This window comes from Nostoc sp. ChiQUE01b, assembly GCF_034531255.1.
Classification (GTDB): Bacteria; Cyanobacteriota; Cyanobacteriia; order Cyanobacteriales; family Nostocaceae; genus Nostoc.
Genome location: NZ_JAVRBM010000002.1, coordinates 281,392 through 303,473 on the forward strand (window position 1 = coordinate 281,392; position 22,082 = coordinate 303,473).

Consider the following 22,082-nt stretch of genomic DNA (forward strand, 5'->3'; position numbering starts at 1 on the left):
AATTCCTAACTTCTAACTCCTAACTCCTAACTCCTAACTTCGCAATTAGAGTGCGCCAGCGCTGGGCATGAGGATCAATTCATCAATCACTGCCTGTTGTGGTAATAGAACTGTGTGGAGAATTGACTGAGCCACAATTTCCGGGGTTAACATTTTGGAACGGTCTAAGTTGACATGGACTGTTTCTGTATCCCAAAGTTCAGTATTGACTGCGCCAGGACAAATAGCTGTGACACGAATGCCGTGAGTGCGTTCTTCTTGTGCCAGGGTTTGAGAGAGGGCTATCAAACCAGCTTTGCTGACGCTGTATGCTCCCCAACCGGGAAAGGGTTGCTTGGCCGAAATTGAGGCGATGTTGATAATTGTGCCTGTGCCTCGATCGCGCATTGAAGGTAAAATCCCCACAATGCACTGAAAAACGCTGGTAAGATTCAAGTCAATTACCTGCTGCCAGCCCTCTAGGGAAATTTCGCTGAAAGTTCCTGTATAGGCAATGCCAGCATTGTTTACCAGAATGTCTATATCACCAAAGTCAAGAGCGATGGCTTGGATCTTTTCTTTGACTTCCAAGATCCGCGCTAAATCTAGAGCGTAAGCTTTCGCTTCCACCCCAGTATGCTCTACGGCTTCTCTTACCGCCTCCAACTTATCCAAAGAACGGCTGACTAAGGCGACATCTATTCCGGCTTTGGCAAAGGCTAAAGCCGTTGCTTTCCCAATTCCACTACTTGCCCCAGTAATCAGGGCGCGTCGTTTTTGCTCAACACTCATAGTGTCTCCCAATTTTTTGGCAGTTCCCAAAGCCTATTACCATCCCATTATTCACACTTCTCGGTTTGGATAGATTAAAGGAATCTAAAAATCTGATGATTTTCATCAAGCAAATGCTACGATGCAACACAACAGTCTCCATATTCTGGGAGCAGTAAGTACAACATATTCTTGCCTGGAAAACCACGCGGTACATTCAAATTAGATTATTTACATAATACAAAACCCACTCAATCAAATTGAGTAGATTTGCCAAACATGCAAATGCCTATGGCTAGATTGTTAAAAATCTTTAAGCACATAGGCGATTATAGCATTGCTGCTTGGCTAATCTATCATTATCGAGTTGTTTTAGTGGGCAACTTCTGTAAAAACGCCAATTTTGCGGAATTTTTCATAGCGCATTTGGCGACGTTCTGGAGCGGTTAAACGATTGAGTTCGTCTAAATTTTCCATCAGTACTTGCTTAAGAGTGGTAGCGGCTTTTAAAGGGTCGGAATGAGCGCCACCAGTGGGTTCAGGCAGTATTTGGTCGATAATTCCCAACTTTTTCAGGTCATGGGAAATAATTTTTAGCGCCACAGCGGCTTGGGGGGCTTTACCAGCATCTTTCCACAAAATGGCGGCGCAGGCTTCGGGAGTGGCGACGGTATAAACGGAGTGTTCAAACATCAGTAGGCGATCGCCTACACCAATACCAAGTGCGCCACCGGAACCACCTTCACCAATGACTGTACAGATAATTGGCACATCTAAGCAAAACATTTCCCGCAAGTTGTAAGCGATCGCTTCTCCTTGACCTTGGTGTTCTGCTTCTACCCCAGACCAAGCTCCGGGTGTGTCGATAAAGGTTAGTATCGGCATACTAAACTTGTTGGCGTGTTCCATCAACCGCATAGCTTTGCGATAGCCGCCAGGGTAAGGCATTCCAAAGTTACGGGCAATGTTGTCTTTAGTATCGCGCCCTTTTTGATGACCCAACATCACCACAGGTTGCCCACTCAAACGACCAACACCACCAACTAAAGCCGGATCGTCACCACCAGTGCGATCGCCATGCAATTCCATCCATTCATCACTAATTGCCTGAATGTAATCGAGAGTACTGGGGCGACGCGGATGACGAGCGACTTGTAATCGCTGGGACGGGGATAGACTAGTGAAAATTTCCTCACGTAGTTGCATGGCGCGTGCTTCTAGTTGACGAATTTGACCAGAAACATCGACGCCATTTTCTTCTGCAAGTTGCCGAATTTGATCGATTCGGGTTGCGAGTTCTGCTAGGGGCTTTTCAAAATCTAACAGTAGCGGTTTACGCTCGGTAGTTGCCATCGTAGGGGTTATAAGTACAAGTTATAAGTTATCTATGCTTCTTTGTCCGTTGTCATTTGTCCTTTGTCCTACCCTGCGGGAAGCCGCTGGCGCGTCTATGTCATTTGCAAATAACTAATGACCAATGACTAATGACCAATGCCAATGACCAATGACTAAACCAGCAGCGGTCTAAATCCATGCTTCACAGATACCTTACCAATCTGCTCCATTTTGTCTACGGTAATCTGATTCCGTCCCCAGGAAAAGTTCGTGTATAACTTCTCAAATTCCAGCAGCATTGATTCGGCAAAACAAGCAAACAACTGGCGGGCTGGTACGTCCATATTGACGATTTTCATAATTTTCCAGTCAATATCCAGGGAATGCTCTACAATCCCACCATTTAACACATATACACCAGGATGCTGAACTTTTGTTGCTAAGTTTTTAGGATAGCCACCATCAATCAACAAACAAGGTTGTTTCAAAGTGGTCGGGTCAATTTCCACGCCTCTGGGCATACTAGCAACCCAAACTACAACGTCAGCTTCAGGCAATGCTTCTGTCAAACCCATGATTTTTCCTCGCCCCAGTTCACCTTGCAGTTCTTTGAGGCGTTCTTGATCGCGGGCGATCAACAAAAGTTCTTGGACATCTGTTTTTGCATCTAGCCAGCGGGTAACTGCACTACCAATATCCCCAGTTGCTCCACATATAGCAACAGTCGCTTTTGATAGATCGATTCCCAATTGTTTTGAGGCTTCTTCCACCTGCTTACAAATAATGTAGGCAGTATGTGTGTTTCCTGTGGTGAACCGTTCAAACTCTAGTTTAATGTTGCGGACTTGGCTAAACTGGTCTAACTTAAAGTTTTCAAAAATAATCGAGGAAAATCCGCCTAAAGCTGTGATATTAATGCCATGCTTTTGTGCATGGGCCATAGCGTTGAGGATTTTGCGTGTTGCGGCTTTGATGCGACGGGTAGCTAGCATTTCCGGCAAAAAGCAAGATTCTACATACCGTCCTTCAATTTTTTGCCCAGTTACACTGGTGACAATAATGCTATCGACAATTTGCGGCGGGGCGCTGCACCAAAAGTCTAGCCCTTGATCGGCATATTCTGGGTATCCCAATTCTTGAGCTACCGCTTGAGCGTGTTCTAAACTAGTCAGATGTCCAATTAGACCAAACATGTAGTGATTATTAGGCTTATGCTGTCTTGAGGGCGTGGAATAAATAAGCGGTTTAGCAGTCCTGAGTTCTAAGTCCTGAGTTCTGAAGTTCTGATAAATTTGAACTACTCAGCACTCAGCACTCGTTACTCAGTACTCTTTTAAGCGGCTATGAGTCCGTAGGCTGACAAACGCATGATGTCGCGAGTTGTGAAACCTATGTTACTTAATGCTTCTCCGTATTGAATCATAAAGTCTTCTACTAAAGCATCTTTTTCCATTGCCATTGTGTGGGCATCACCCTCTACTTGGTTGAGCATTCTCCAGACTATGGGTAGGTTCTGGCGATTTGCTTGTTCTAGTTCAGCTTTGGATTCTGGGAAATGTTCTTTCAACCAAACTTCTCCAAAGTTGAGATGGCTATACTCATCTTTTACTACTCCCTCCGTAATTTTGCGGGCAAAAGCGTCGGCAACGGGGATGTAAATGTTATATGCTGCGATCGCAAAACATTCGATAATCAAAGACTGAATCAACAGACAAGTGACCACCTTCTTGGAGGCCGCTGCTGTTTGGAAATTCTGGTGTAGTCCAGAGAAAAATTCCTTGGCAAATTGCAAATCTGGGGTAACATCCAAATTCCGCCCACAAGCTTCAAATCCTTTCTTGTGGCGGCTTTCCATCTTGGAGAGGCGAATTAATTCATCATGAGATTCCGGCAGCAATTCGGCTAATGTGATGTAATTTTCATGGGCTTCTTGTTCCCCTTCAATCACGATCGCATTAATCCGGCTATAAGCATCTTTGTATGTTTCGCTCTTGAAATCTAATTCTTTAAATTGGTCTGCAAGCTGCTGCATGGTTATGTTTACTCCTGTAAACTTGAATTATTTAACACCAGGATTCAATTTACCTTATGAACTGAGGGTAATAATCACTGTGGTTTAATTTAACTTAACAAGTAGACTATGTTTATAGATTAATGGTTGCTGGGGGCAATGCTCTAGTACTAGGGAAATAAATGCTTTGCGGCTCAAGTTATGTCTAAACCAAACCCGAATGTGAAATCTGGTGATTTTTTGAGCCTAATAATCTTACTGTTAGGGGCATTTATCGTTCTACTACCGCTGTTTGTGGTCTTTCTCACCTCCTTTGCACCGACGGCGGCCAGCCCAGAAAATTTGTCCAAAAATAACTGGTCTTTAGCAAATTACCGCGTTGCGTGGCAACAAGGAAAATTTTTGCTGGCGTTTGCTAATTCTACCTTGGTAGCGATCGCTGTGACGGCGTTTCAGATTGTCACTTCTGCTTTGGCTGGTTACGCCCTAGCACGGTTGAAGTTTTGGGGACGCCAAGCACTGTTATTAGTCGTTTTAGCAACTTTAGTGATTCCCTTTCAGTTATTGGTGATTCCCATCTTTTTGGTGTTGAAATGGGGACACCTGATAAATACATACTGGGCGCTGATTCTACCCACTGCGGTTAGCGGATTTGGGATTTTCTTATTACGTCAATATTTCCAGACAATTCCCATAGAGTTAGAGGAAGCCGCAGCGATAGATGGGGCGAACCGACTGCAAATTTTGTGGCGGGTGATGTTACCTTTAGCTCGTCCGGCCTTGATAACGCTGTTTTTGTTCACCTTCATTGGTGAGTGGAATGATTTGTTTAAGCCTCTGGTATTTACAACAAGACCAGAATTAAGGACAGTGCAACTAGCGTTGGCTGAGTTTCAGGAGCAATTTACGAATAATTGGCCTTTGATGATGGCAGCAGTGACAATAGCGACAGTGCCAGTGATGGTATTATTTCTCATCGGTCAGCGTCAATTTCTTCAGGGTATTGCTGCGACGGGGATTAAGAATTAGCAACCGATGACGCCTCTGCGTGAGACGAATTCATATTTATATTCAGCAACGCCCTCCCATAAATCATCAATGCTTTAAAGAAATCCAGCAGGAAAATATGAAGTTTTATTATAGAGTACGTAATTATTACAAGCGAACTTGAAGCAATAATCGTACACAATCCGCAAGGAAGTCAAACAATCATGGATTCTCAAACATTAGAACAATTACAAAACGAGATTGAGCAAAAACTTTCTGAAAACTTGAAAAATGCTGACTTACAAACAGCCTCTTAAATTTTTGATAATGAAATAAATGTAGATTACTGATTCTAATGTATAGTACTGGAGTTTACTAAAGCTTGGTTGCTGTGTAGCCATTGCTATTTTCTTCTTGAAAAAGGTGCAATATTAAGCATGAATAATCTTCAGTACTCCGTTAAAGTTCTCGGAATTGCAATAAGTGGTGCGGTAGTTTTGTCCACAAACTCTGCTATTGCTCAAATTCAGCAGAACGGCAATTTACCTAATAATTATGGCGTTACAGCACAAGACAATATCAAAATAATTCCCGCTAGCGCCCAATATGAAACTAAACTATCTCGAAGTTTGAATGCATTGTGTATCCCTTGCCCATCAACTGGCAGTCCTTTAGGCTGTAACTGCTAAATAATTTAATCTTCGTACTGCAAAGAGTTTATTCTAGTGAATGTAAAAATACTAAACTTTGCTTTTATGTAGTAGTTAGGCTACAGAGATAACATCAGCGTACTAACATCACTAATTAGCAAAAAGCAGTATTTTAATAAACTCTTATTTTTTGAGCGCAAGTTTTTAATGTCTCAAAATCAAAGCAGTTGCCAGTGGAAGTTAGGAATAGTGAGTACTTTAGTAATTGCTAGAGTGCTCACTTTCGCTGAGAGTTTTGCCCTAGCTCAAATTCAAACAGATGCCACGCTTGGATCTGAAAGTTCAATCATTACACCAAAGCTAATCGATGGTCAGCTTATAGACCAGATCGATGGTGGAGCAATTCGTGGTACAAACTTGTTCCACAGCTTTCAACAGTTTTCTGTCTCTGCGGGAACGACAGATTTATTTAAACTTCTGGTATTTACGACACGACCAGAATTAAGAACAGTGCAACTAGCGTTGGCTGGGTTTCAGGAGCAATTTACGAATAATTGGCCCTTGATGATGGCAGCAGTGACAATAGCGACACTTCCAGTGATGGTATTATTTATCATCGGTCAGCGTCAATTTCTTCAGGGTATTGTGGCGACGGGGATTAAGAATTAGCAAAGAAACAGGCGGTGAGTGGAAGCCCGCCTTTAGTTATTAGGCGGCGAGACGCCCACCCCAGAATAAATAAATTGGATATTTGGCGTTGCATATTTGCGGGATGATTTTGTTAGTTTTGTAGGATGGGCATCTTGCCAGTCTGTTATATTTCGGGGCGGGCAAGATGCCCACCCTACAAGAATCATCCCTTGATTCAGCAACGCTGGATATTTTTTATTTGGAAGTCTTTTAATGCATTGACTTCCATTGTTATGAGCAATGCTATGCCTCTACTGCGTGGTTTATTTACCTCAAAATAGCAGTAAAGGAAATCCCGCAGGAAAACATGAACTTTTATGACACTCAGCGTAATCATTGCTAACTAAACTGAAGCAATAATTATACACATCCCGTCAGGAACGAAAATACTCATGAGTTCTCAACAAGTTATAGACCCTGAAATGTTACAGCAGTTACAAGAAGAGATTCAGCAGAAAATGGATCAAAGCCTAGAAAATGCTGACTTACATTCAGTGCTTGAAAAGTACGGCTTATTAGAATATAGAGTCCTGAGAATTCATTGGCAATGTAATCTCGACCCCAATCAACTCAAATCTGATGATGCAGTTGATGAACAGCAACCCAATGCATTATTACCAGTAACTCCAACAGCTTCAATACCAGAAATTGTGTTGGTGAAAAAAGCATTGTGTATCCCTTGCCCATCAACTGGCAGTCCTTTAGGCTGTTACTGCTAAATAATTTAATCTTCGGACTGGAAAGAGTTTATTCTAGTGAATGTAAAAATACTAAACTTTGCTTTTCTGTAGTAGTTAGGTTACAGAGATAACATCAGCGTACTAACATCACTAATTAGCAAAAAGCAGTATTTTAATAAACTCTTATTTTTTGAGCGCCAGTTTTTCATGTCTCAAAATCGAAGCAGTTGCCAGTGGAAGTTAGGAATAGTGAGTACTCTAGTAATTGCTGGAGTGCTCACTTTTGCTGAGAGTTTTGCCTTAGCTCAAATTCAAACAGATACCACGCTCGGATCTGAAAGCTCAATAATTACACCAAAGCTAATCGATGGTCAGCCTACAGACCAAATTGATGGTGGAGCAGTTCGTGGTACAAACTTGTTCCACAGCTTTGAACAGTTTTCTGTCTCTGCGGGAAGGACAGCCCATTTTAACAATGCAATCTATATTCAGAACATCATCAGTCGGGTGACAGGCAATTCTGTTTCTAATATAGATGGCATTCTCAAAGCTAACGGCACAGCCAACGTATTTCTGATTAATCCTAACGGCATTGTTTTTGGGCCCAATGCTTCTTTAAATATCGGCGGTTCATTTGTAGCTAGCACGGCAAGTAGTTTGAACTTTGCTGATGGTACAAAGTTTAGTGCTACATCTGGTCAAACTGCACCTCTACTCATAGAAAGTGTTCCTATTGGCTTACAATTCGGAACAACTGCTCGACCTATTCGCAATCAATCCCAAGCAAGTCCAAATAATGCAATTAATACCTTCGGACAAGGTGTTGGTCTACAAGTGCGGCAAGGCAAAACCTTAGCACTTATAGGCGGTGGTATAACGCTAGAGGGCGGAAATTTAACGGCAAGTGGGGGAAGAATTGAGTTAGGAAGTGTTGCTGGCAATAGTTTGGTTAGTCTAAGTTCAACGAATCAAGGTTGGGCATTAGGATATGAAGGTGTTCAAAATTTTCAGAACATCGAACTAACCCAGCAAAGTGAGATTCCATCGAATGTAGATACCAGTGGCAAAGGTGGTGGTAATATCCACCTGCAAGGACAGCGTGTACTGGTAACTGACGGTTCACAAATTTTGGCTCTTACTCTGGGAGCGCAACCAGGAGGAAATTTAACAGTGAACGCTTCGGAGTCTGTAGAACTTGGACTAAATGCGTTCTTGTCTACTGGAACTTTCGACACTGGAAACTCTGGAAATATAAATATCACTACCAGAAAGTTGATTGTCAAAGATGGAGCGCAAGTCTTAATGTTCAATGTTGGTTCGGGATCGTCGGGGCAATTGACCATCAATGCCTTAGATTCCGTAGAACTAATCGCAGGCATCCCCATTTCTCCCTTACCAGATGGTAGTGATTTAATATCCAGTGGATTATTTAGTGCAACTTTTGGCGCTCAAAATGCTGGCAGCATAATAATTAATACTGGAAAGTTACGTATTGAGGGAGGGGCAGCAATATCAACAAGTTCTGAAGGTATACTTGGGCGTTTTTCTAACCAATTTATACCAGCTACAGGAAATGGAGGAGATTTGATAGTGAACGCCTTCGAGTCCGTAGAATTAATGGGAACCTCAGCAAATGGTTCTAGGCTCAGTAGCTTGTTTGCTGGCACTCAAGGGCCTGGAAATGGCGGCAACTTGACCCTAACTACAGGGCGATTGATTATCAAAGATGGGGCGGCAATAAGTGTCAGCAGTGAAGCTCGAAAAAATGTTAACTATCAAAAGGATGTACCTAATTTAGGTCTAGCAGGCGAGCTCAATGTCAGCGCTCGTTCCATCCTGCTGGATAAAGGAAAACTCACATCTGATAGTGAGTCAGGTAAGGGCGGTGACATTGCGGTACAGGTGCAGGACTTATTACTGATGCGTCGCAACAGTCAAATCTCTACTAATGCCGGAGGTGATAAAACTGGCGGTAATATCACCATCAATGCACCTAATGGCTTTCTCGTCGCCACTCTTTTCGGAAATAGCGATATTACCGCCAACGCCAACTTTGGTTCTGGTGGTAAAATCGCAATCACCGCGAAGAATACCTTTGGATTTGTGTCACGCACTCGTGCAGACGTGGAAAAGCTCGATTCAAAAGATATAAACCCGAATAACATACCAACAAGTGATATCAGTGCATTTTCTCAGCAAAACCCTTCATTAAGTGGCACTGTACAAATCAACTCACCAGATGCTGACCCCAGTAAAGGATTAGTGGAACTACCTGTAAATCTGGTTGATGCTTCGCAGCAAATTGCTGCTAGTTGTAGTTCTGGTGGAAAAATAGGAAGAAGTTCATTTGTTACTACTGGGCGTGGAGGAATACAAGCCGATCCCACAGAGCCATTGATAGCTGATGATGCAGTGCTAGCAGATTGGATCGCCCTCCCTCCAGAGAGTCAGAATCGGGCTGAGGGTATTCAGAAAAGAGCCGTTATTCAGGCGCAGGGATACAGAGAAGAAAAATCACAGAAGGTTAATTCTGTCAATGAACCTACTCAAATTGTAGAAGCCCAAGGGTGGATTCTAGATGCCAATGGGAACGTGGTTCTGGTTGCTCAAGTACCCACGGCATCGCCCCATAACTCCTCACTCGTTGCTACATCTTGTGCTGCTAAGTAGGTCGGCGTAAATAATTATTGTTGGAATAAGGTAGTTCTTGCTGAGAGCAGGGAGCAGGGGGAGAAAGAGTTTGAGCCTTATTTACTTTTCTTCACACAGTTTGGTTTTATTGCACCGACTTACTCATAGCAAAGTGCTGAGTGCTGAGTACTGAGTGCTGAGTAAAAACCCAGTAATTTCAAGGTTTTGAGCAATCACCAATGTCCTAACTGCCTTGGCGGTTGCTATAATTAAAATTTGAGATTCTCGTAACTTTTGTTGGTGCGTTGGCGTAGACCGTCGTAGACATTGCTGCTTTGCAATGAACTTTAGTTATAGCAAGGGACTGGGGACTGGGTGAAAAGTCTTTGGTGTCTAAGTTTTATCATCTCTTGATGTTCTAAGCACCTTGGCTGTTGTGATAATAACCAATAGTTATTTTTCCCCTAGCTTGTACAAACATATAAAAATTCTGTAGTGAGACTTAAGGGCACTACAGGAGAAATCAAAATAATCAAATAATTAGAAAATTAGAAAAAAGTTGTCAGATTTCCAAATTGGTTGTTTATGTAATATTCTTTACAAGCCGATCGCGAATTGTTTGGAGCTGGTCTTGAGTTTTAATTGGCTCTCGCGGTGCTGGCAATTCAGTATTCGGCCAGTTAGGTAAATCATTGCAGGGACATAACAACGCCGGCATCCCGACGTTTCGCGCGGCTACTGGCATACTGCATCGGCTGCAAGGGAGCATATTCCATGCTGGTGTCAACAATTCAGCAATGGTTTCGTATGTACCCTCAAGGTAACAATCACCCGATTCCGGTGAAATAATTTTTTGCCAGCATTCTTCAAATTCTTCACTATAGCGATCGCCATTTAGCACGGATTGGGGCAAAAAGCTTGCCTCACCGTTGCCCGTAATCACTTTCTTACCTAACTGAAACCAGTAGGCAAGGTATTGTTTAACTTCTTGTTTGGTTGCCATATTACAATTCTAGATTTTAAATTTAGGATTGATTTGAATCAAGAGTTAAGAATCTTGACTCCTGAATGTTCCAGGATCACCTCTATTTAAGAGTGGCGAACCAAGGATGCTGAGATTGAGAACATGGCCGCCAGTCACTAAATAAACAGTTTCGCTAAGTGTTGCTAGCTGGCGTACTAAAGAACCGAGGCGATCGCGGAACGTTCTCCCAAGGGGATAAGCTGGTATCACACCCCAACCGACCTCTTCAGCTACAAACAGCATATCAGCAGCAACCAGTTCCACTGTCTCTAATAACTCTGCAAGGATATTTTCCCAGTTAGATTCATCCTGTTCTAAGAGATTAGCAACCCAAGTTCCTAAAGAATCAACTAAAAGACAGGTATAGGGTTTGGCATCAGCAAGGGTAGCAGACAGTTCCACGGGTACAGATAAAGTTACCCAGTCTTGGGGACGACGTTGTTGGTGTTCTAAAATGCGTTGATGCCACTCTTGATCGTCTAGGTTATCGGTGGCTGTTGCTATATAAATAACTGCTTTTCCTGACTGCATAGCCAAAGTTTCCGCCCATTCACTTTTACCAGATCGTGCTGGCCCTGTTACTAAGATGATTTTACCCAAAGTTTTTTACTGAGTATTTAACAAGAGAGGCAGGAGGCAGGAGGCAGAGGGCAGGAGGTAGAAGGAATATTGCCGTCGCCTCTTGCGGTTTGAGTTCTTCACCAAAATCTACGATTTCGTGGCTTGGAATTAGATGGGGTTGAGACCAACAAATACATTCCAACCTCCTGCCTCCTCCACATATCCACAGTTACAATTTATTACCACAATTTTTTACTTCATCGGTGATATTTTTGGTTTCAAATAACTTTTAAGGGATAAAATTAGCACCAGCATGATTAATGCTACAACTGGCAAAAGCTAAAAATCCCAACAACCCCATTCTCAATTATTCAATACCACTGGGGAAAGCAAACTTTAGGATATCTTTATGAACGCAGGCTTAAAACGCATTGAAGCAACTCTACACGATTTAGGGAATCACGGCACTGCCTCTACTGCCGAAACAGGTGATTCGACGACAAAACGACCTTTCTCTTTTAGAATCAGCGTCGGAGCCAACGAACCCACAGAAAGTACACAAATTCCATCCTCTCAGGATGAGAAACTCGTTGAATTGGGCAAAGAGACTGAGAGTGATTATCCTTCAGAACAAAATTTCTTTCCTCACCATGACTCTGTGCAGACCTTTCAAACAGAAGAGAATGGTAGCAAAACACCCAGCCTACCCAAGTTGAAAACTCCGAGCTTTAGTAGCCATCGCCACGGAGCAAATCCAGCATTGGCGATGAATCTACTCCAAGAAATTCAGGAAACTGTCGGCGGTTGGCAAACAGAATTGCAAAATATTTTGAAGCAAATTCAGGATATTTACTTAGAAGGGCCAATTGTCAATGGCTGGTTAGAATCCAATCCCACTGAATCAGAACCGGGAGGAACCGCGACACTTCGCCATGCAGAAGTTGACCGCCTGATGAACTACGTAGAAGAAATTTGCGCCACTGGTGGAAAAGTATCTTATCAATCATCTATTACTGGCTATCGCCTCTGTGGTGTAGACGATACTGGTAAAGTTTGGTCGCGCCCATGTCCAGCGGATCAGGTTCCCAATGTTAGTATGGCGATCGCTCGTTACCAAAAGTTACGTCAACTGTTAGGGCGCAAGCAATCTTTGGAAACCCGCCTTAGTCAACTGGCGCAAACTCTTGTAGTTTTACACAGTCATATTCAACAAACGTAAAGTTTTAAAGATTATTTCCGAAGAAACTCGGTTGGTAGGTCGGTAAATTTTGGTTTAGATTAACTCTCAGCAGTTATGCGTTGGATTTAGATTTTAATCTAAAATCGTTCGACTGAGCGTAGCCGTACCCCTCCGGGGAAGCAAGCTACGTGTAGCGTTCCGTTCGCGCAGCGTCTCGTAGAGAAGGAAAGTCCCAAATCTCAAATCCAAAATTAAATCTATGCCAGACATCCAAATCTCTGCCATTATTTGTACTTACAATCGAGATACCTATTTAGGGGCTGCAATTGATAGTCTTTTAGCACAGGATTTTGCTGCTGACTTTGAAATTGTGATAGTTGATAATGGATCTAGCGATCGCACTCGTGAGGTTGTAGAACAAAGAACCCACAATCCGCGCCTGAAGTATGTTTTTGAACCCACCATTGGTTTATCTGTCGCCCGTAACACGGGTGCAAAGGTAGCCAGTGGTGATATTCTTGCTTATCTAGATGACGATGCCGTTGCCAGTAAGGGCTGGCTACAAGTTTTATATTCTGCCTATTACAATAATTCTAAACTAGCGATCGCAGGTGGCAAAGTCACTCTCCTGTGGCCTCCAGGAATTCAACAACCAGGCTGGCTATCTCCGGGACTAGCTGCAAATTTGGGTGCATACGACTTAGGTGACAGTACCATTTACATTGAGCAACCTGGCTCAACACCCAGAGGCTTAAATTACTCCATCCGCCGCAGTTTCCTAGAAGAAATTGGCGGTTTCGATCCTCATCTCGGTCGAGTGGGGAAAAATTTATTATCTAACGAAGAACTGCAAATGACCGAATTTGCCCTACAGCGTGGTTGGCAAGTAGCTTATCTTCCCGAAGCACTCGTCGCTCACAATGTAGCCCCAGAGCGCCTCCAACGCTCTTGGTTTTTAAACCGAGGCTGGTGGCAGGGTATCAGTGAATGCTATCGAGAACAACTCGCTGGTAAAGCTGGGATCGCTCAATTGCTGCGAGGTAGCGAACGGTTTGTGCGAGGCTTGTATAAAGCATTACAATATTTCTCCGATCCAGCAGAACGGTTTGACAAACTGGTGTATGCTTACGGTCAGATTGGTTACTTAAATGCTGCTATTCAGGGTCTTTTATCTACATCAAATAAGAAATAAAGAAGAATGGAGAATTCAGAATTCAGAATTCAGAATGCTTTTCTGTTAGGGATTCAACTACTACCTGATTGTAGACCTTCAAATCTCCAATTTGGAAAGAGTTTAAAATCCGCAATCATATTCCAGTCCATTCTGACTCCTAACTCCTAACTCCTAACTCCTAACTCCTAACTCCTAAATATATGTCATCTAAAATACCAGTTTCAGTACTAATTCCGGCAAAAAACGAACAAGCTAACTTGCCTGCTTGCCTTACTAGCCTCAGCAGAGCAGATGAAATATTTGTAGTAGATTCTCAAAGTAGCGACAACAGTATTGAAATTGCTAAAAGTTACGGTGTAAATGTCGTACAATTCAACTTCAATGGACGCTGGCCCAAAAAGAAAAACTGGTCTTTAGATAATTTGCCTTTCCGTAATGAATGGGTGCTAATTGTAGATTGTGATGAGCGCATCACCCCCGAACTTTGGGAAGAAATTGACCAAGCAATTCAAAATGATGAATATACAGGTTATTATCTCAACCGCCGCGTATTTTTCTTAGGAAAATGGATTCGTTATGGTGGTAAATATCCTGATTGGAATCTACGTTTATTTCAACATAAAAAAGGTCGCTACGAAAATCTAAATACAGAAGATATTCCTAATACTGGTGATAACGAAGTTCACGAACACGTGGTTTTGCAGGGGAAAGTTGGGTATCTCAAAAATGATATGCTCCACGAAGACTTCCGCGACCTTTACCACTGGTTAGAACGCCACAACCGATATTCAAACTGGGAAGCCAGGGTTTATTTTAATATTCTTACAGGTAAAGATGATAGCGGTACTATCGGCGCTAATCTATTTGGCGATGCCGTGCAACGCAAACGATTTCTGAAAAAAGTTTGGGTACACCTGCCATTTAAACCCGTTTTGCGATTTGTTTTGTTCTATATAATTCAACGCGGTTTTTTAGATGGCAAAGCGGGATATATCTATGCACGTTTGCTGAGTCAATATGAATATCAAATTGGCGTTAAACTTTACGAATTACGCAACTGTGGTGGTCACTTAAATACTGCAACTACGGCGAAGGATGAAGCAGGGGAGCAGGGGAACAGAGAAGCAGAAGCAAAGCTATTGACCATTGATTCCTAACTGCTGTCTCAACTCCTAACTCCTAACTCCTAACTCCTAACTAAATGACTAATGACCAACCTTTCGTAGATTTACGCAAATATGACCAATCTTGGTTTGACCGGGGGCGTCCAAGTTGGTACGTTTTATTATGGTGGTTTGTACAAGCGATCGCCTTTCCTCTAACTCCTCAACCGTTAAATATTCTGCGTTCTGCTTTGCTACGATTATTTGGCGCTCGTATCGGCAAAGGTGTATTAATTCGACCCACAGCCCGCTTCACTTACCCCTGGAAAGTCACTATTGGCAACTACAGTTGGATTGGAGATAACGTAGTTATATATAGCCTCGATCAAATCCATATCGGCGAACATTGCGTAGTTTCCCAAAAAAGTTATCTGTGTACTGGTACTCACGATCTCCAAGATCCTGCCTTTGGGTTGAAAACAGCGAGTATTACCATTGAAAATGGTGCATGGGTAGCGGCAGATTGTTTTGTTGGGCCAGGAGTGCAAATCGGGGCTAATGCTGTGATTGGCGCTCGGAGTAGTGTTTTTACTAATATGCCTTCTGGACAGGTTTGTTGCGGAAGTCCGTGTCGTCCCAAAACGCCTCGGCTAAAACTCGATCCCTCTACAACCCCGTGATTTTATAGATAAATAGAATAGGGTAGTACAGCTAGCTGTGCTACCTATTTATTTGTTTTTGGGAAGATAATAAAAGTGCGATCGCTATATATTTTAAAGACAAACAAATTCGAGAATTTAAAAAAAAACTTAATAAGAGGCAAGCATGAATTTTAATAAAAATGAAAAGCCTGTTCTTTTAATAGTCGATGATACTCCTGTTAATTTACAAGTATTATTTGATTTATTAGAGTATTACAGTTTTCAAGTTTTAGTAGCTGAAGATGGACAAAGTGCTGTTAAAATGGCAGCTTATGCTTTGCCTGACCTGATTTTACTAGATATATTAATGCCAGGAATCGACGGTTTTGAAACTTGTAGACTTTTGAAAACAAATCCAGCCACTCAAGATATTCCCGTAATATTTATAACTGCCATGAGTGACAACGTAGATAAAGTCAAAGGTTTGAATCTTGGCGCAGTAGATTACATTACCAAACCTCTAGAATATCAAGAGGTTTTAGCTAGGGTAAATACCCATATACGTTTACGAAACCTCACAAAAAAACTCACAGAGCAAAATAAACGTTTAGAGAGCGAAGTCTTGGAGCGCCTACGGGTAGAGGAAAAACTACGATGTCATTCAAATGCATTAGATGAGTGGAACAATCGCTATCAAGCACTAATTCAAGCAAGTGGTCAGATCCTCTATGACTGGCACTTGCATACCAATGAGATTAAATATGGTGGCAATGTAGAGCGAATATTAGGTTACTCTATGCCTGAGATGTTGGGGGGGTTGAACCGCTGGCTAGAATTGGTTCATCCTGACGATCGAAACTTCTTTAACAAAGAGATTAACCGCGTTTTATCCACAAAAGAGCGATTCCACCTGGAATTTCGCGTATGTCGTAAAGATGGCAATTATATCACAGTTGAGGACAACGGCTATATCTTTTTAGATTCTACAGGCAAAGTTGCTCGGATGGCGGGCTTTCTAATTGATATTACGGAACAGCAAGCTGTGCTGCGCGATCGCAAAGATGCAGAACAGAAAATCCGTGAGCAAGCTGCTTTGCTTGATATCACCACAGACGCGATTATCGTTCAAAATTTGATTAACCAAATTCAATTTTGGAATAAAGGGGCTGAACATCTCTACGGTTGGATGGCAGAAGAAGTAATGGGCAAGAATGCCAATCAGCTTTTTTATCGAAAGCAAAGTTTTTGCCAACTGAAAAACATCCAGGAAACTTTAGCTGAGAGTGGTTCGTGGCAAGGTGAGTTACATCAAGTCACAAAACAAGGCAAAGAAATCATCGTTGCTAGCTGTTGGACACTGGTAAATGATGATCGGGGACAAGCCAAATCCATCCTGATTGTCAATTCCAACATCACAGAGAAAAAGCAACTTGAAGCCCAGTTTCTCCGGGCCCAGCGGATGGAGAGTCTTGGTACTTTAGCAAGTGGCATCGCCCACGACCTCAACAATGCACTGACACCGATGATGATGACAGTACAACTTTTAGAGGCAAAGCTGCCGGATGAAAAAAGTCAGAAATGGCTAACAATTATGGAAACAAATATTAAACGTGCAGCAGATTTAGTTAAACAAGTGCTATGGTTTTCACGCGGATCTGTAGGTAACTTTAAAACCTTACAGGTACAGAATTCAATTTTAGAAATTGAAAATATTGTTAAGCAAACATTTTCCAAAGCTATTGAAATCCGCATTGATGTTCCCCAGCAAAACTTCTGGAATGTCTTTGGTGATGCGACTCAGCTACACCAAGTACTGATGAACCTCTGCATTAATGCTCGTGATGCTATGCCTCATGGCGGTATCCTAAAAATTTCTGCGAAGAATTTCTGGGTTGATAGCCACTATGCCCGGATGAATATTGATGCTAAGGTGGGTTCTTATGTGATGATTACTGTGTGCGATACAGGTACAGGAATTAAAAGAGAAATAGTAGATCGAATTTTTGAGCCATTTTTCACAACAAAAGAAGTAGGTAAAGGCACAGGGCTTGGTCTTTCAACAGTCCTTGGCATTATCAAAAGCCACAGTGGTTTTGTAAATGTAGTTAGTGAAGTGGGCAAAGGTACAGAGTTTCAAGTTTGCTTACCCGTAAGGCAGACAATCGAAGCAGATAGTAAATTAGCTAGATATCAGGAATTACCAGCAGGTCATGGAGAATTAATTCTTGTTGTTGATGATGAAGATTCAATTCGAGAGGTTACTCAAACTTGGTTAGAACAAAATGCCTATAAAGTTTTAGTGGCTAGTGATGGTATTGATGCGATCGCACTATATACAAAATATCAACAAGAAATTAGTGTGGTGTTGGTTGATATGATGATGCCATCTATGGATGGGCCAACGACTATCAATGTGTTGAAAAAAATTAATCCAGATATCAAAATTATTGGTGTTAGTGGATTAGCATCCAATCATAAAATGATTAAAAACCTTGGTAATAGTGTCAAAACCCTTTTGTCTAAGCCCTACACCTCAAGCGACTTGTTAAGAAATTTACAGATGGTGATTAGCACAAATTAGAGTTTGTCATTAGTCATTAGTCATTAGTCATTTGTCATTTGTCATTTGTCATTAGTGAATAACCAATGCCCAACGCCCCTCAAGAGTGCTGAGTCATGTTAGCGGTAGCGGGGCGTTTAGCCCGTGCTGAGTCAATACGGTTCAGATAAGCTTTTTTTTCTCCCCCTGCTTCCCCTGCATCCCCTGCTCCCCCTGCCTGCCTCAACGGATAAATTTCCTTAACTGAACCGTATTGCGTGCTGAGTTAGGAATCTTGCTTCTTTACTCAGGACTGGGAACTCGGAAAAAAGGAACTGTTTTGCCCCATGCCCAATCCCCAATGCCCAAGCAAAATGGTAAGTAGCAGTGGTAATATGTTTTCATGGCTGCTCTAATCCTTGCTATTGATGAACAAACTATTGGATGAAACGCTGTCAATCAAAATTGCCCAACAGATAAACAGCAAAGCTAGTACTCCATTTGATAATGCTTATAAAGCAGCATTATCTACTGAGGGAGCAAGGTATATTCAGGGATTTTTAGCTTTTCCTGGGAAGCCATATAAACCGATTGAACACAGTTGGATTGAGCTAGACGACGCCTTCGATGTCCGCATTATCGATCCCACATTACCTTACCTGAACAAAAATCCCCAAGAAATCTGGTATTTTGCAGCACATAGTCTGACTGTTAAAAAACTGAAAGCCATCATTGAAGAATCAAAAGAAGATTATCCAGAAGATGATCCATTGCCAATTTATGGCGATCCACCTTATGAATATTACGGTGATGTAATGTTGGGTGGTCAAGACTATCTAACAGCATATCAAGCCGCAGAGACTAAGTGCAGAGAAATCAACGAACTCAACCCTGAGAATAACTAATAAAACTAAATTAAATAATTCATAATTGCAAATTACGAATTACGAATTATTTAATAGGATTTCCCATCGCTGCCAAAGTATTCCCTATAGCCGCAAATTTTGTCTCCACGCACATCAAAAGAAACTGCTACCCGATTTTTGTAAGGCTGTCCGAACAAAAGCCCCTCATCCCGAAACTCAAAAACAGCTGTCGTTTCATTGCTCGTAACACGGTCTAGACCAGCCAGTTTCAATCCAGGATTGAATGATTCAGAAACGTAGTCAAAAAATTCTCTAGCTCGTTCTTTCCCCACATTCAACCCGTGGAATTTTGCCATAGGAAACCAAAGGGTAAAATCTTCTGTGAGCATATCTAACAACGGTTCCCACTCTCCTGTTGCCATACCATGCGTCAGATTATCAAATGCCTGTTGAGCAACTTGTAAAGTATTTTCTGAATCTTGTGTCATTTCTGTACTATGGTTTGTAGCCATTCAATCAGCGGTCTTAAGGTTCCTGGCAATGCTGACTCACTCACAGTCACTGTATGCTGCTTGCCGTTATCTTCTACTGTTAACTTATACTGAAAGCGATCGCTCTGGGGATTTGGTGAAGTAATTAGTTCGGGTAGCCTAAATAAATCAGCAACTTCCACTAGTTGTGGAAGTGTGGCAGCTTCATCTGGCGGGAGAGTGTCTGTATCAACGGTTGTCTTCTTGGTAATTCCAGCAAAGCCGCCCGTGCGTTCAAATGATACCCGCATTTTTTTGCTCTCCGTTGTGCTACTTAGTTAAAATATATACTAAAACTGGAAGATGATAGTTCTCACCTCCCAGTTTAACAACAACAAACAACACATCTAAAAAGTTAGAAGTTAAGAGTTAGGAGTTAGAAGTTAAGAAAAAACTCCTAACTCTTAACTCCTCACTCCTAACTTTAAATAACTCCTACCTTTTGCCAAGCATTTCGCACAGCTTTTTGCTCATTACTGTCATTACCATAGAGTTCGCCAGCAACTTGAATGGTGACGTTGGCAGCTTTTTTAAAATCTGCTTTGGCACGCAAGCGATCGCGTAAAGCTATGTACCATATTTTGCCAGCTTTTTCCCAAGCATACCCACCAATCTCCACAGCCGCTAGATAAAAGGCATGGTTAGGGATTCCTGAGTTGATATGCACTCCAGCGTTATCTTCAACACCAGTATATTTATCTTTTATATGGGCTGGTTGAGGATCTTTACCCAATACCGAATCATCATAAGCTGTTCCCGGTACTTTCATTGACCGGAGGGCAACACCTTTGACAGTCGGGACTAAAAGACCTTCACCAATCAGCCAGTCTGCCTCTTGTGCAGTCTGATTTTTGGACTTTTGTTTCACTAAGGAACCAAAGACATCAGAAAACGATTCATTTAGTGCCCCTGGTTCGCCATAATACTGCAAACCCGCTTCATACTGAGTTATCCCATGAGCTAACTCATGCCCAATTACATCAATTGATTTGGTGAAGCGCTGAAACATTTCTCCGTCGCCATCACCATAAACCATTTGGTCGCCGTTCCAAAAAGCGTTGTCATATTTAACGCCATAATGCACGGTGGAGTCTAAACGTAGTCCTTTGTCGTCAACGGAATTGCGATCGAATATTTCATGAAATAAGTCATAAGTAGCACCAGCAGCATCGTAGGCTTCATTTACTGATGCATCACTGCTTGGTGGGTCTCCTTCACCGCGTACCAATGTGCCAGGGAGTTGCTGGCCATTTTTGGCATCGTAAATGGTGCGCCGCTTTTCACCCGGAGAAGGTGCAAAGGAAACATTACCTATAACATCTCTGCGTCCGCGAAGCTGTGCTGAAACATTTAATGTATGAAAAGCCCAACTCCGCTGTTGAGGATTGCCATTCACGACGACATTTTCCAGCATGTGGGGCGGGATAATACAACAAATAGGGCATCTAGAGACAGGTGGATGCTCATACTTAAACCCGACTGATTTCTTTTTATTTCGAGCCATCCAAGATATTCTCCTTTTGAAACTAAGTGATGGCAAACAGTGGCTTGAACTCCACTAGAGAAAGGAGCAGAAAAACGAATCCAAATCGTGTGTTTCTGGTTTCTTTTGGGAAGAAAATTTTCTACTCTGTATTTTCGGATAGGTTTGTAGAGGATTGATGATACCCTCATGGGTACTTATGATGTGGAAATATTCAACTTCTTGCATAAATCCAAAATAAGAACCCCACCCCGCCTTTGACTTACGTCAAAGTTTCCCCTCCCCGCCTGCGGGGAGGGGCTGGGGGTGGGGTTTAGGGGACTTTTGCAAGAGGTCTATTGTATAAAAACACAAAGCCAGCTTAATTACTGTAAGTTTCAGCTAAAACTCTTGTGTAAGTTAGCAAGACCTCCTTTACAGACCTAATGCGTTTATATATTAGTTGCGATCGAGAGAAATAATATTATTTATTGCTGTTTTGTTACTATCAAGCGGTTAATGCGATAAATGCCTATTGGAGACGGGCTGATCTCAAATCTAGGCATCCAAAACCGAGAATTTTCACAAACAGCCACCAAACACTGCTAGTCAGCCAAAAATTTGGGACTCTCAAAGTCAGAAGCACAAGCGATCAGGAGCAATACGACGCAGCAGGCGATCGCCTCCATATTCTATTCACTGAAATTTGTGGATAATGGGAGAAGGTAAAAATATAAAAGAAAACAGAATATGCATTGGTCGCATCTATTACTCTAACTTTATCGGATTTTTTGCGATTGCAATGAAAACAGGTCAAAGCTAGATTATCAATTGAGTTAGCACCGCTTTTGGAAATAGGAATCACATGGTCTGTAAAGGTGGTAGTTGAGAAATCGGAACACACCAAACTTGACGTTTTTCAGTTCGATGATGACCTTTCTCTATGCGTTCATCGTAACTATGGGTAATACCTTCAAACTTTTGGGATAAGTGTTGCTCAAACCAATTTTTAACTTGCTGGTGTAGTATTGGATGATTACCTTTAAGTGCTAAGACATAATCGCGAATTTCTCACAAACAATAAAAAATCAATTTATATGGACTGATGTTAGACATTTTTAGGACTTACGCAAAACATAACGAAAGTAGCGGTAATTCATGAATTACCGCTACGCAATAATCAGGTTTTCAGGCACATCTTGCGTAAGTCCTGATTTTTTTGATACATTATCAATTGAAATTTAGATGGGTAAACACAGTAAGTATAA

Annotated in this window: 22 protein-coding genes and 1 pseudogene; 12 read left to right on the forward strand and 11 right to left on the reverse strand. The window is 42.0% G+C overall.

Features of this window, described 5'->3' with window-relative positions; all coding sequences use genetic code 11:
• Positions 1–45: 45 nt before the first annotated feature.
• The 4 genes from RMY63_RS02900 to RMY63_RS02915 all read right to left on the reverse strand — a co-directional run bounded on the left by RMY63_RS02900 (position 46) and on the right by RMY63_RS02915 (position 4,117).
• On the reverse strand, positions 46–771 hold the full coding sequence (locus tag RMY63_RS02900; protein ID WP_322727247.1) for an SDR family oxidoreductase: 726 nt from the start codon (positions 769–771) through the stop codon (positions 46–48).
• A gap of 351 nt (positions 772–1,122) precedes the next feature.
• A complete protein-coding gene (locus RMY63_RS02905; protein ID WP_322727248.1) occupies positions 1,123–2,103 on the reverse strand; it encodes an acetyl-CoA carboxylase carboxyltransferase subunit alpha in 981 nt (326 codons plus the stop codon).
• A gap of 155 nt (positions 2,104–2,258) precedes the next feature.
• On the reverse strand, positions 2,259–3,278 hold the full coding sequence (locus RMY63_RS02910) for a long-chain acyl-[acyl-carrier-protein] reductase (RefSeq protein ID WP_322727249.1): 1,020 nt from the start codon (positions 3,276–3,278) through the stop codon (positions 2,259–2,261).
• A 140-nt stretch (positions 3,279–3,418) separates the two neighbouring features.
• A complete protein-coding gene (locus RMY63_RS02915) occupies positions 3,419–4,117 on the reverse strand; it encodes an aldehyde oxygenase (deformylating) (protein ID WP_322727250.1) in 699 nt (232 codons plus the stop codon).
• Positions 4,118–4,297: 180 nt separating this feature from the next.
• Between RMY63_RS02915 and RMY63_RS02920 the strand changes: the two genes are divergently transcribed.
• The 5 genes and pseudogenes from RMY63_RS02920 (at position 4,298) to RMY63_RS02940 (ending at position 9,773) form a co-directional block, all read left to right on the forward strand.
• Positions 4,298–5,125, forward strand: a complete 828-nt coding sequence (locus RMY63_RS02920; protein ID WP_322727251.1) for a carbohydrate ABC transporter permease — start codon at positions 4,298–4,300, stop codon at positions 5,123–5,125.
• A gap of 395 nt (positions 5,126–5,520) precedes the next feature.
• Complete coding sequence (locus tag RMY63_RS02925) at positions 5,521–5,772, forward strand: hypothetical protein (protein ID WP_322727252.1); 252 nt, start codon at positions 5,521–5,523, stop codon at positions 5,770–5,772.
• 423 nt (positions 5,773–6,195) lie between these two features.
• A pseudogene (locus tag RMY63_RS02930) lies at positions 6,196–6,402 on the forward strand (carbohydrate ABC transporter permease); the annotation flags it as partial.
• A 413-nt stretch (positions 6,403–6,815) separates the two neighbouring features.
• Positions 6,816–7,142: a hypothetical protein gene (locus RMY63_RS02935; RefSeq protein ID WP_322727253.1), complete on the forward strand. Its 327-nt coding sequence runs from the start codon at positions 6,816–6,818 to the stop codon at positions 7,140–7,142.
• Between the two features lie 168 nt (positions 7,143–7,310).
• Entirely contained in the window at positions 7,311–9,773 is a 2,463-nt protein-coding gene (locus tag RMY63_RS02940) for a filamentous hemagglutinin N-terminal domain-containing protein (RefSeq protein ID WP_322727254.1), read from the forward strand.
• A gap of 544 nt (positions 9,774–10,317) precedes the next feature.
• Here the strand turns inward: RMY63_RS02940 and RMY63_RS02945 are convergent.
• Entirely contained in the window at positions 10,318–10,737 is a 420-nt protein-coding gene (locus tag RMY63_RS02945) for a hypothetical protein (RefSeq protein ID WP_322727255.1), read from the reverse strand.
• A 45-nt stretch (positions 10,738–10,782) separates the two neighbouring features.
• A complete protein-coding gene (gene cobU / locus RMY63_RS02950; RefSeq protein WP_322727256.1) occupies positions 10,783–11,358 on the reverse strand; it encodes a bifunctional adenosylcobinamide kinase/adenosylcobinamide-phosphate guanylyltransferase in 576 nt (191 codons plus the stop codon).
• Between the two features lie 370 nt (positions 11,359–11,728).
• Here cobU and RMY63_RS02955 point away from each other — a divergent pair, with 370 nt between their 5' ends.
• From RMY63_RS02955 to RMY63_RS02975, 5 genes are all read left to right on the forward strand, one after another.
• A complete protein-coding gene (locus RMY63_RS02955) occupies positions 11,729–12,538 on the forward strand; it encodes a hypothetical protein (protein WP_322727257.1) in 810 nt (269 codons plus the stop codon).
• Between the two features lie 220 nt (positions 12,539–12,758).
• Positions 12,759–13,691: a glycosyltransferase family A protein gene (locus RMY63_RS02960; RefSeq protein ID WP_322727258.1), complete on the forward strand. Its 933-nt coding sequence runs from the start codon at positions 12,759–12,761 to the stop codon at positions 13,689–13,691.
• 182 nt (positions 13,692–13,873) lie between these two features.
• Positions 13,874–14,830: a glycosyltransferase family 2 protein gene (locus tag RMY63_RS02965; protein WP_322727259.1), complete on the forward strand. Its 957-nt coding sequence runs from the start codon at positions 13,874–13,876 to the stop codon at positions 14,828–14,830.
• Positions 14,831–14,874: 44 nt separating this feature from the next.
• Entirely contained in the window at positions 14,875–15,456 is a 582-nt protein-coding gene (gene hpsU, locus RMY63_RS02970) for a hormogonium polysaccharide biosynthesis acetyltransferase HpsU (protein WP_322727260.1), read from the forward strand.
• Between the two features lie 145 nt (positions 15,457–15,601).
• The gene (locus RMY63_RS02975; RefSeq protein ID WP_322727261.1) at positions 15,602–17,998 is read left to right on the forward strand and encodes a response regulator; all 2,397 of its coding nucleotides are present in this window, start codon (positions 15,602–15,604) and stop codon (positions 17,996–17,998) included.
• Positions 17,999–18,077: 79 nt separating this feature from the next.
• Here RMY63_RS02975 and RMY63_RS02980 read toward each other — a convergent pair whose 3' ends face one another.
• Positions 18,078–18,203, reverse strand: a complete 126-nt coding sequence (locus tag RMY63_RS02980; protein ID WP_322727262.1) for a hypothetical protein — start codon at positions 18,201–18,203, stop codon at positions 18,078–18,080.
• Between the two features lie 181 nt (positions 18,204–18,384).
• Here RMY63_RS02980 and RMY63_RS02985 point away from each other — a divergent pair, with 181 nt between their 5' ends.
• Positions 18,385–18,861: a hypothetical protein gene (locus RMY63_RS02985; protein ID WP_322727263.1), complete on the forward strand. Its 477-nt coding sequence runs from the start codon at positions 18,385–18,387 to the stop codon at positions 18,859–18,861.
• A gap of 50 nt (positions 18,862–18,911) precedes the next feature.
• Here the strand turns inward: RMY63_RS02985 and RMY63_RS02990 are convergent, their stop codons facing one another.
• The 3 genes from RMY63_RS02990 to RMY63_RS03000 form a co-directional block, all read right to left on the reverse strand.
• Positions 18,912–19,310: a nuclear transport factor 2 family protein gene (locus RMY63_RS02990; RefSeq protein WP_322727264.1), complete on the reverse strand. Its 399-nt coding sequence runs from the start codon at positions 19,308–19,310 to the stop codon at positions 18,912–18,914.
• The gene (locus RMY63_RS02995) at positions 19,307–19,603 is read right to left on the reverse strand and encodes a protealysin inhibitor emfourin (protein ID WP_322727265.1); all 297 of its coding nucleotides are present in this window, start codon (positions 19,601–19,603) and stop codon (positions 19,307–19,309) included. The genes RMY63_RS02990 and RMY63_RS02995 overlap by 4 nt, the downstream gene beginning before the upstream one ends.
• A gap of 173 nt (positions 19,604–19,776) precedes the next feature.
• Entirely contained in the window at positions 19,777–20,856 is a 1,080-nt protein-coding gene (locus RMY63_RS03000) for a M4 family metallopeptidase (protein ID WP_322727266.1), read from the reverse strand.
• A 449-nt stretch (positions 20,857–21,305) separates the two neighbouring features.
• Between RMY63_RS03000 and RMY63_RS03005 the strand changes: the two genes are divergently transcribed.
• Complete coding sequence (locus RMY63_RS03005; protein ID WP_322727275.1) at positions 21,306–21,530, forward strand: hypothetical protein; 225 nt, start codon at positions 21,306–21,308, stop codon at positions 21,528–21,530.
• Here the strand turns inward: RMY63_RS03005 and RMY63_RS03010 are convergent.
• Positions 21,467–21,718 (reverse strand): HNH endonuclease signature motif containing protein, encoded by a 252-nt coding sequence (locus RMY63_RS03010; protein WP_322727267.1) that lies wholly within the window; start codon positions 21,716–21,718, stop codon positions 21,467–21,469. The genes RMY63_RS03005 and RMY63_RS03010 overlap by 64 nt on opposite strands.
• Positions 21,719–22,082 lie beyond the last annotated feature (364 nt).

Coding starts and splice junctions, on each gene's coding strand:
- RMY63_RS02900 (WP_322727247.1), bottom strand. CDS start 771: ATGAGTGTTGAGCAAAAACGACGCGCCCTGATTACTGGGGCAAGTAGT.
- RMY63_RS02905 (WP_322727248.1), bottom strand. CDS start 2,103: ATGGCAACTACCGAGCGTAAACCGCTACTGTTAGATTTTGAAAAGCCC.
- RMY63_RS02910 (WP_322727249.1), bottom strand. CDS start 3,278: ATGTTTGGTCTAATTGGACATCTGACTAGTTTAGAACACGCTCAAGCG.
- RMY63_RS02915 (WP_322727250.1), bottom strand. CDS start 4,117: ATGCAGCAGCTTGCAGACCAATTTAAAGAATTAGATTTCAAGAGCGAA.
- RMY63_RS02920 (WP_322727251.1), top strand. CDS start 4,298: ATGTCTAAACCAAACCCGAATGTGAAATCTGGTGATTTTTTGAGCCTA.
- RMY63_RS02925 (WP_322727252.1), top strand. CDS start 5,521: ATGAATAATCTTCAGTACTCCGTTAAAGTTCTCGGAATTGCAATAAGT.
- RMY63_RS02935 (WP_322727253.1), top strand. CDS start 6,816: ATGAGTTCTCAACAAGTTATAGACCCTGAAATGTTACAGCAGTTACAA.
- RMY63_RS02940 (WP_322727254.1), top strand. CDS start 7,311: ATGTCTCAAAATCGAAGCAGTTGCCAGTGGAAGTTAGGAATAGTGAGT.
- RMY63_RS02945 (WP_322727255.1), bottom strand. CDS start 10,737: ATGGCAACCAAACAAGAAGTTAAACAATACCTTGCCTACTGGTTTCAG.
- RMY63_RS02955 (WP_322727257.1), top strand. CDS start 11,729: ATGAACGCAGGCTTAAAACGCATTGAAGCAACTCTACACGATTTAGGG.
- RMY63_RS02960 (WP_322727258.1), top strand. CDS start 12,759: ATGCCAGACATCCAAATCTCTGCCATTATTTGTACTTACAATCGAGAT.
- RMY63_RS02965 (WP_322727259.1), top strand. CDS start 13,874: ATGTCATCTAAAATACCAGTTTCAGTACTAATTCCGGCAAAAAACGAA.
- hpsU (WP_322727260.1), top strand. CDS start 14,875: ATGACTAATGACCAACCTTTCGTAGATTTACGCAAATATGACCAATCT.
- RMY63_RS02975 (WP_322727261.1), top strand. CDS start 15,602: ATGAATTTTAATAAAAATGAAAAGCCTGTTCTTTTAATAGTCGATGAT.
- RMY63_RS02985 (WP_322727263.1), top strand. CDS start 18,385: ATGAACAAACTATTGGATGAAACGCTGTCAATCAAAATTGCCCAACAG.
- RMY63_RS02990 (WP_322727264.1), bottom strand. CDS start 19,310: ATGACACAAGATTCAGAAAATACTTTACAAGTTGCTCAACAGGCATTT.
- RMY63_RS02995 (WP_322727265.1), bottom strand. CDS start 19,603: ATGCGGGTATCATTTGAACGCACGGGCGGCTTTGCTGGAATTACCAAG.
- RMY63_RS03000 (WP_322727266.1), bottom strand. CDS start 20,856: ATGGCTCGAAATAAAAAGAAATCAGTCGGGTTTAAGTATGAGCATCCA.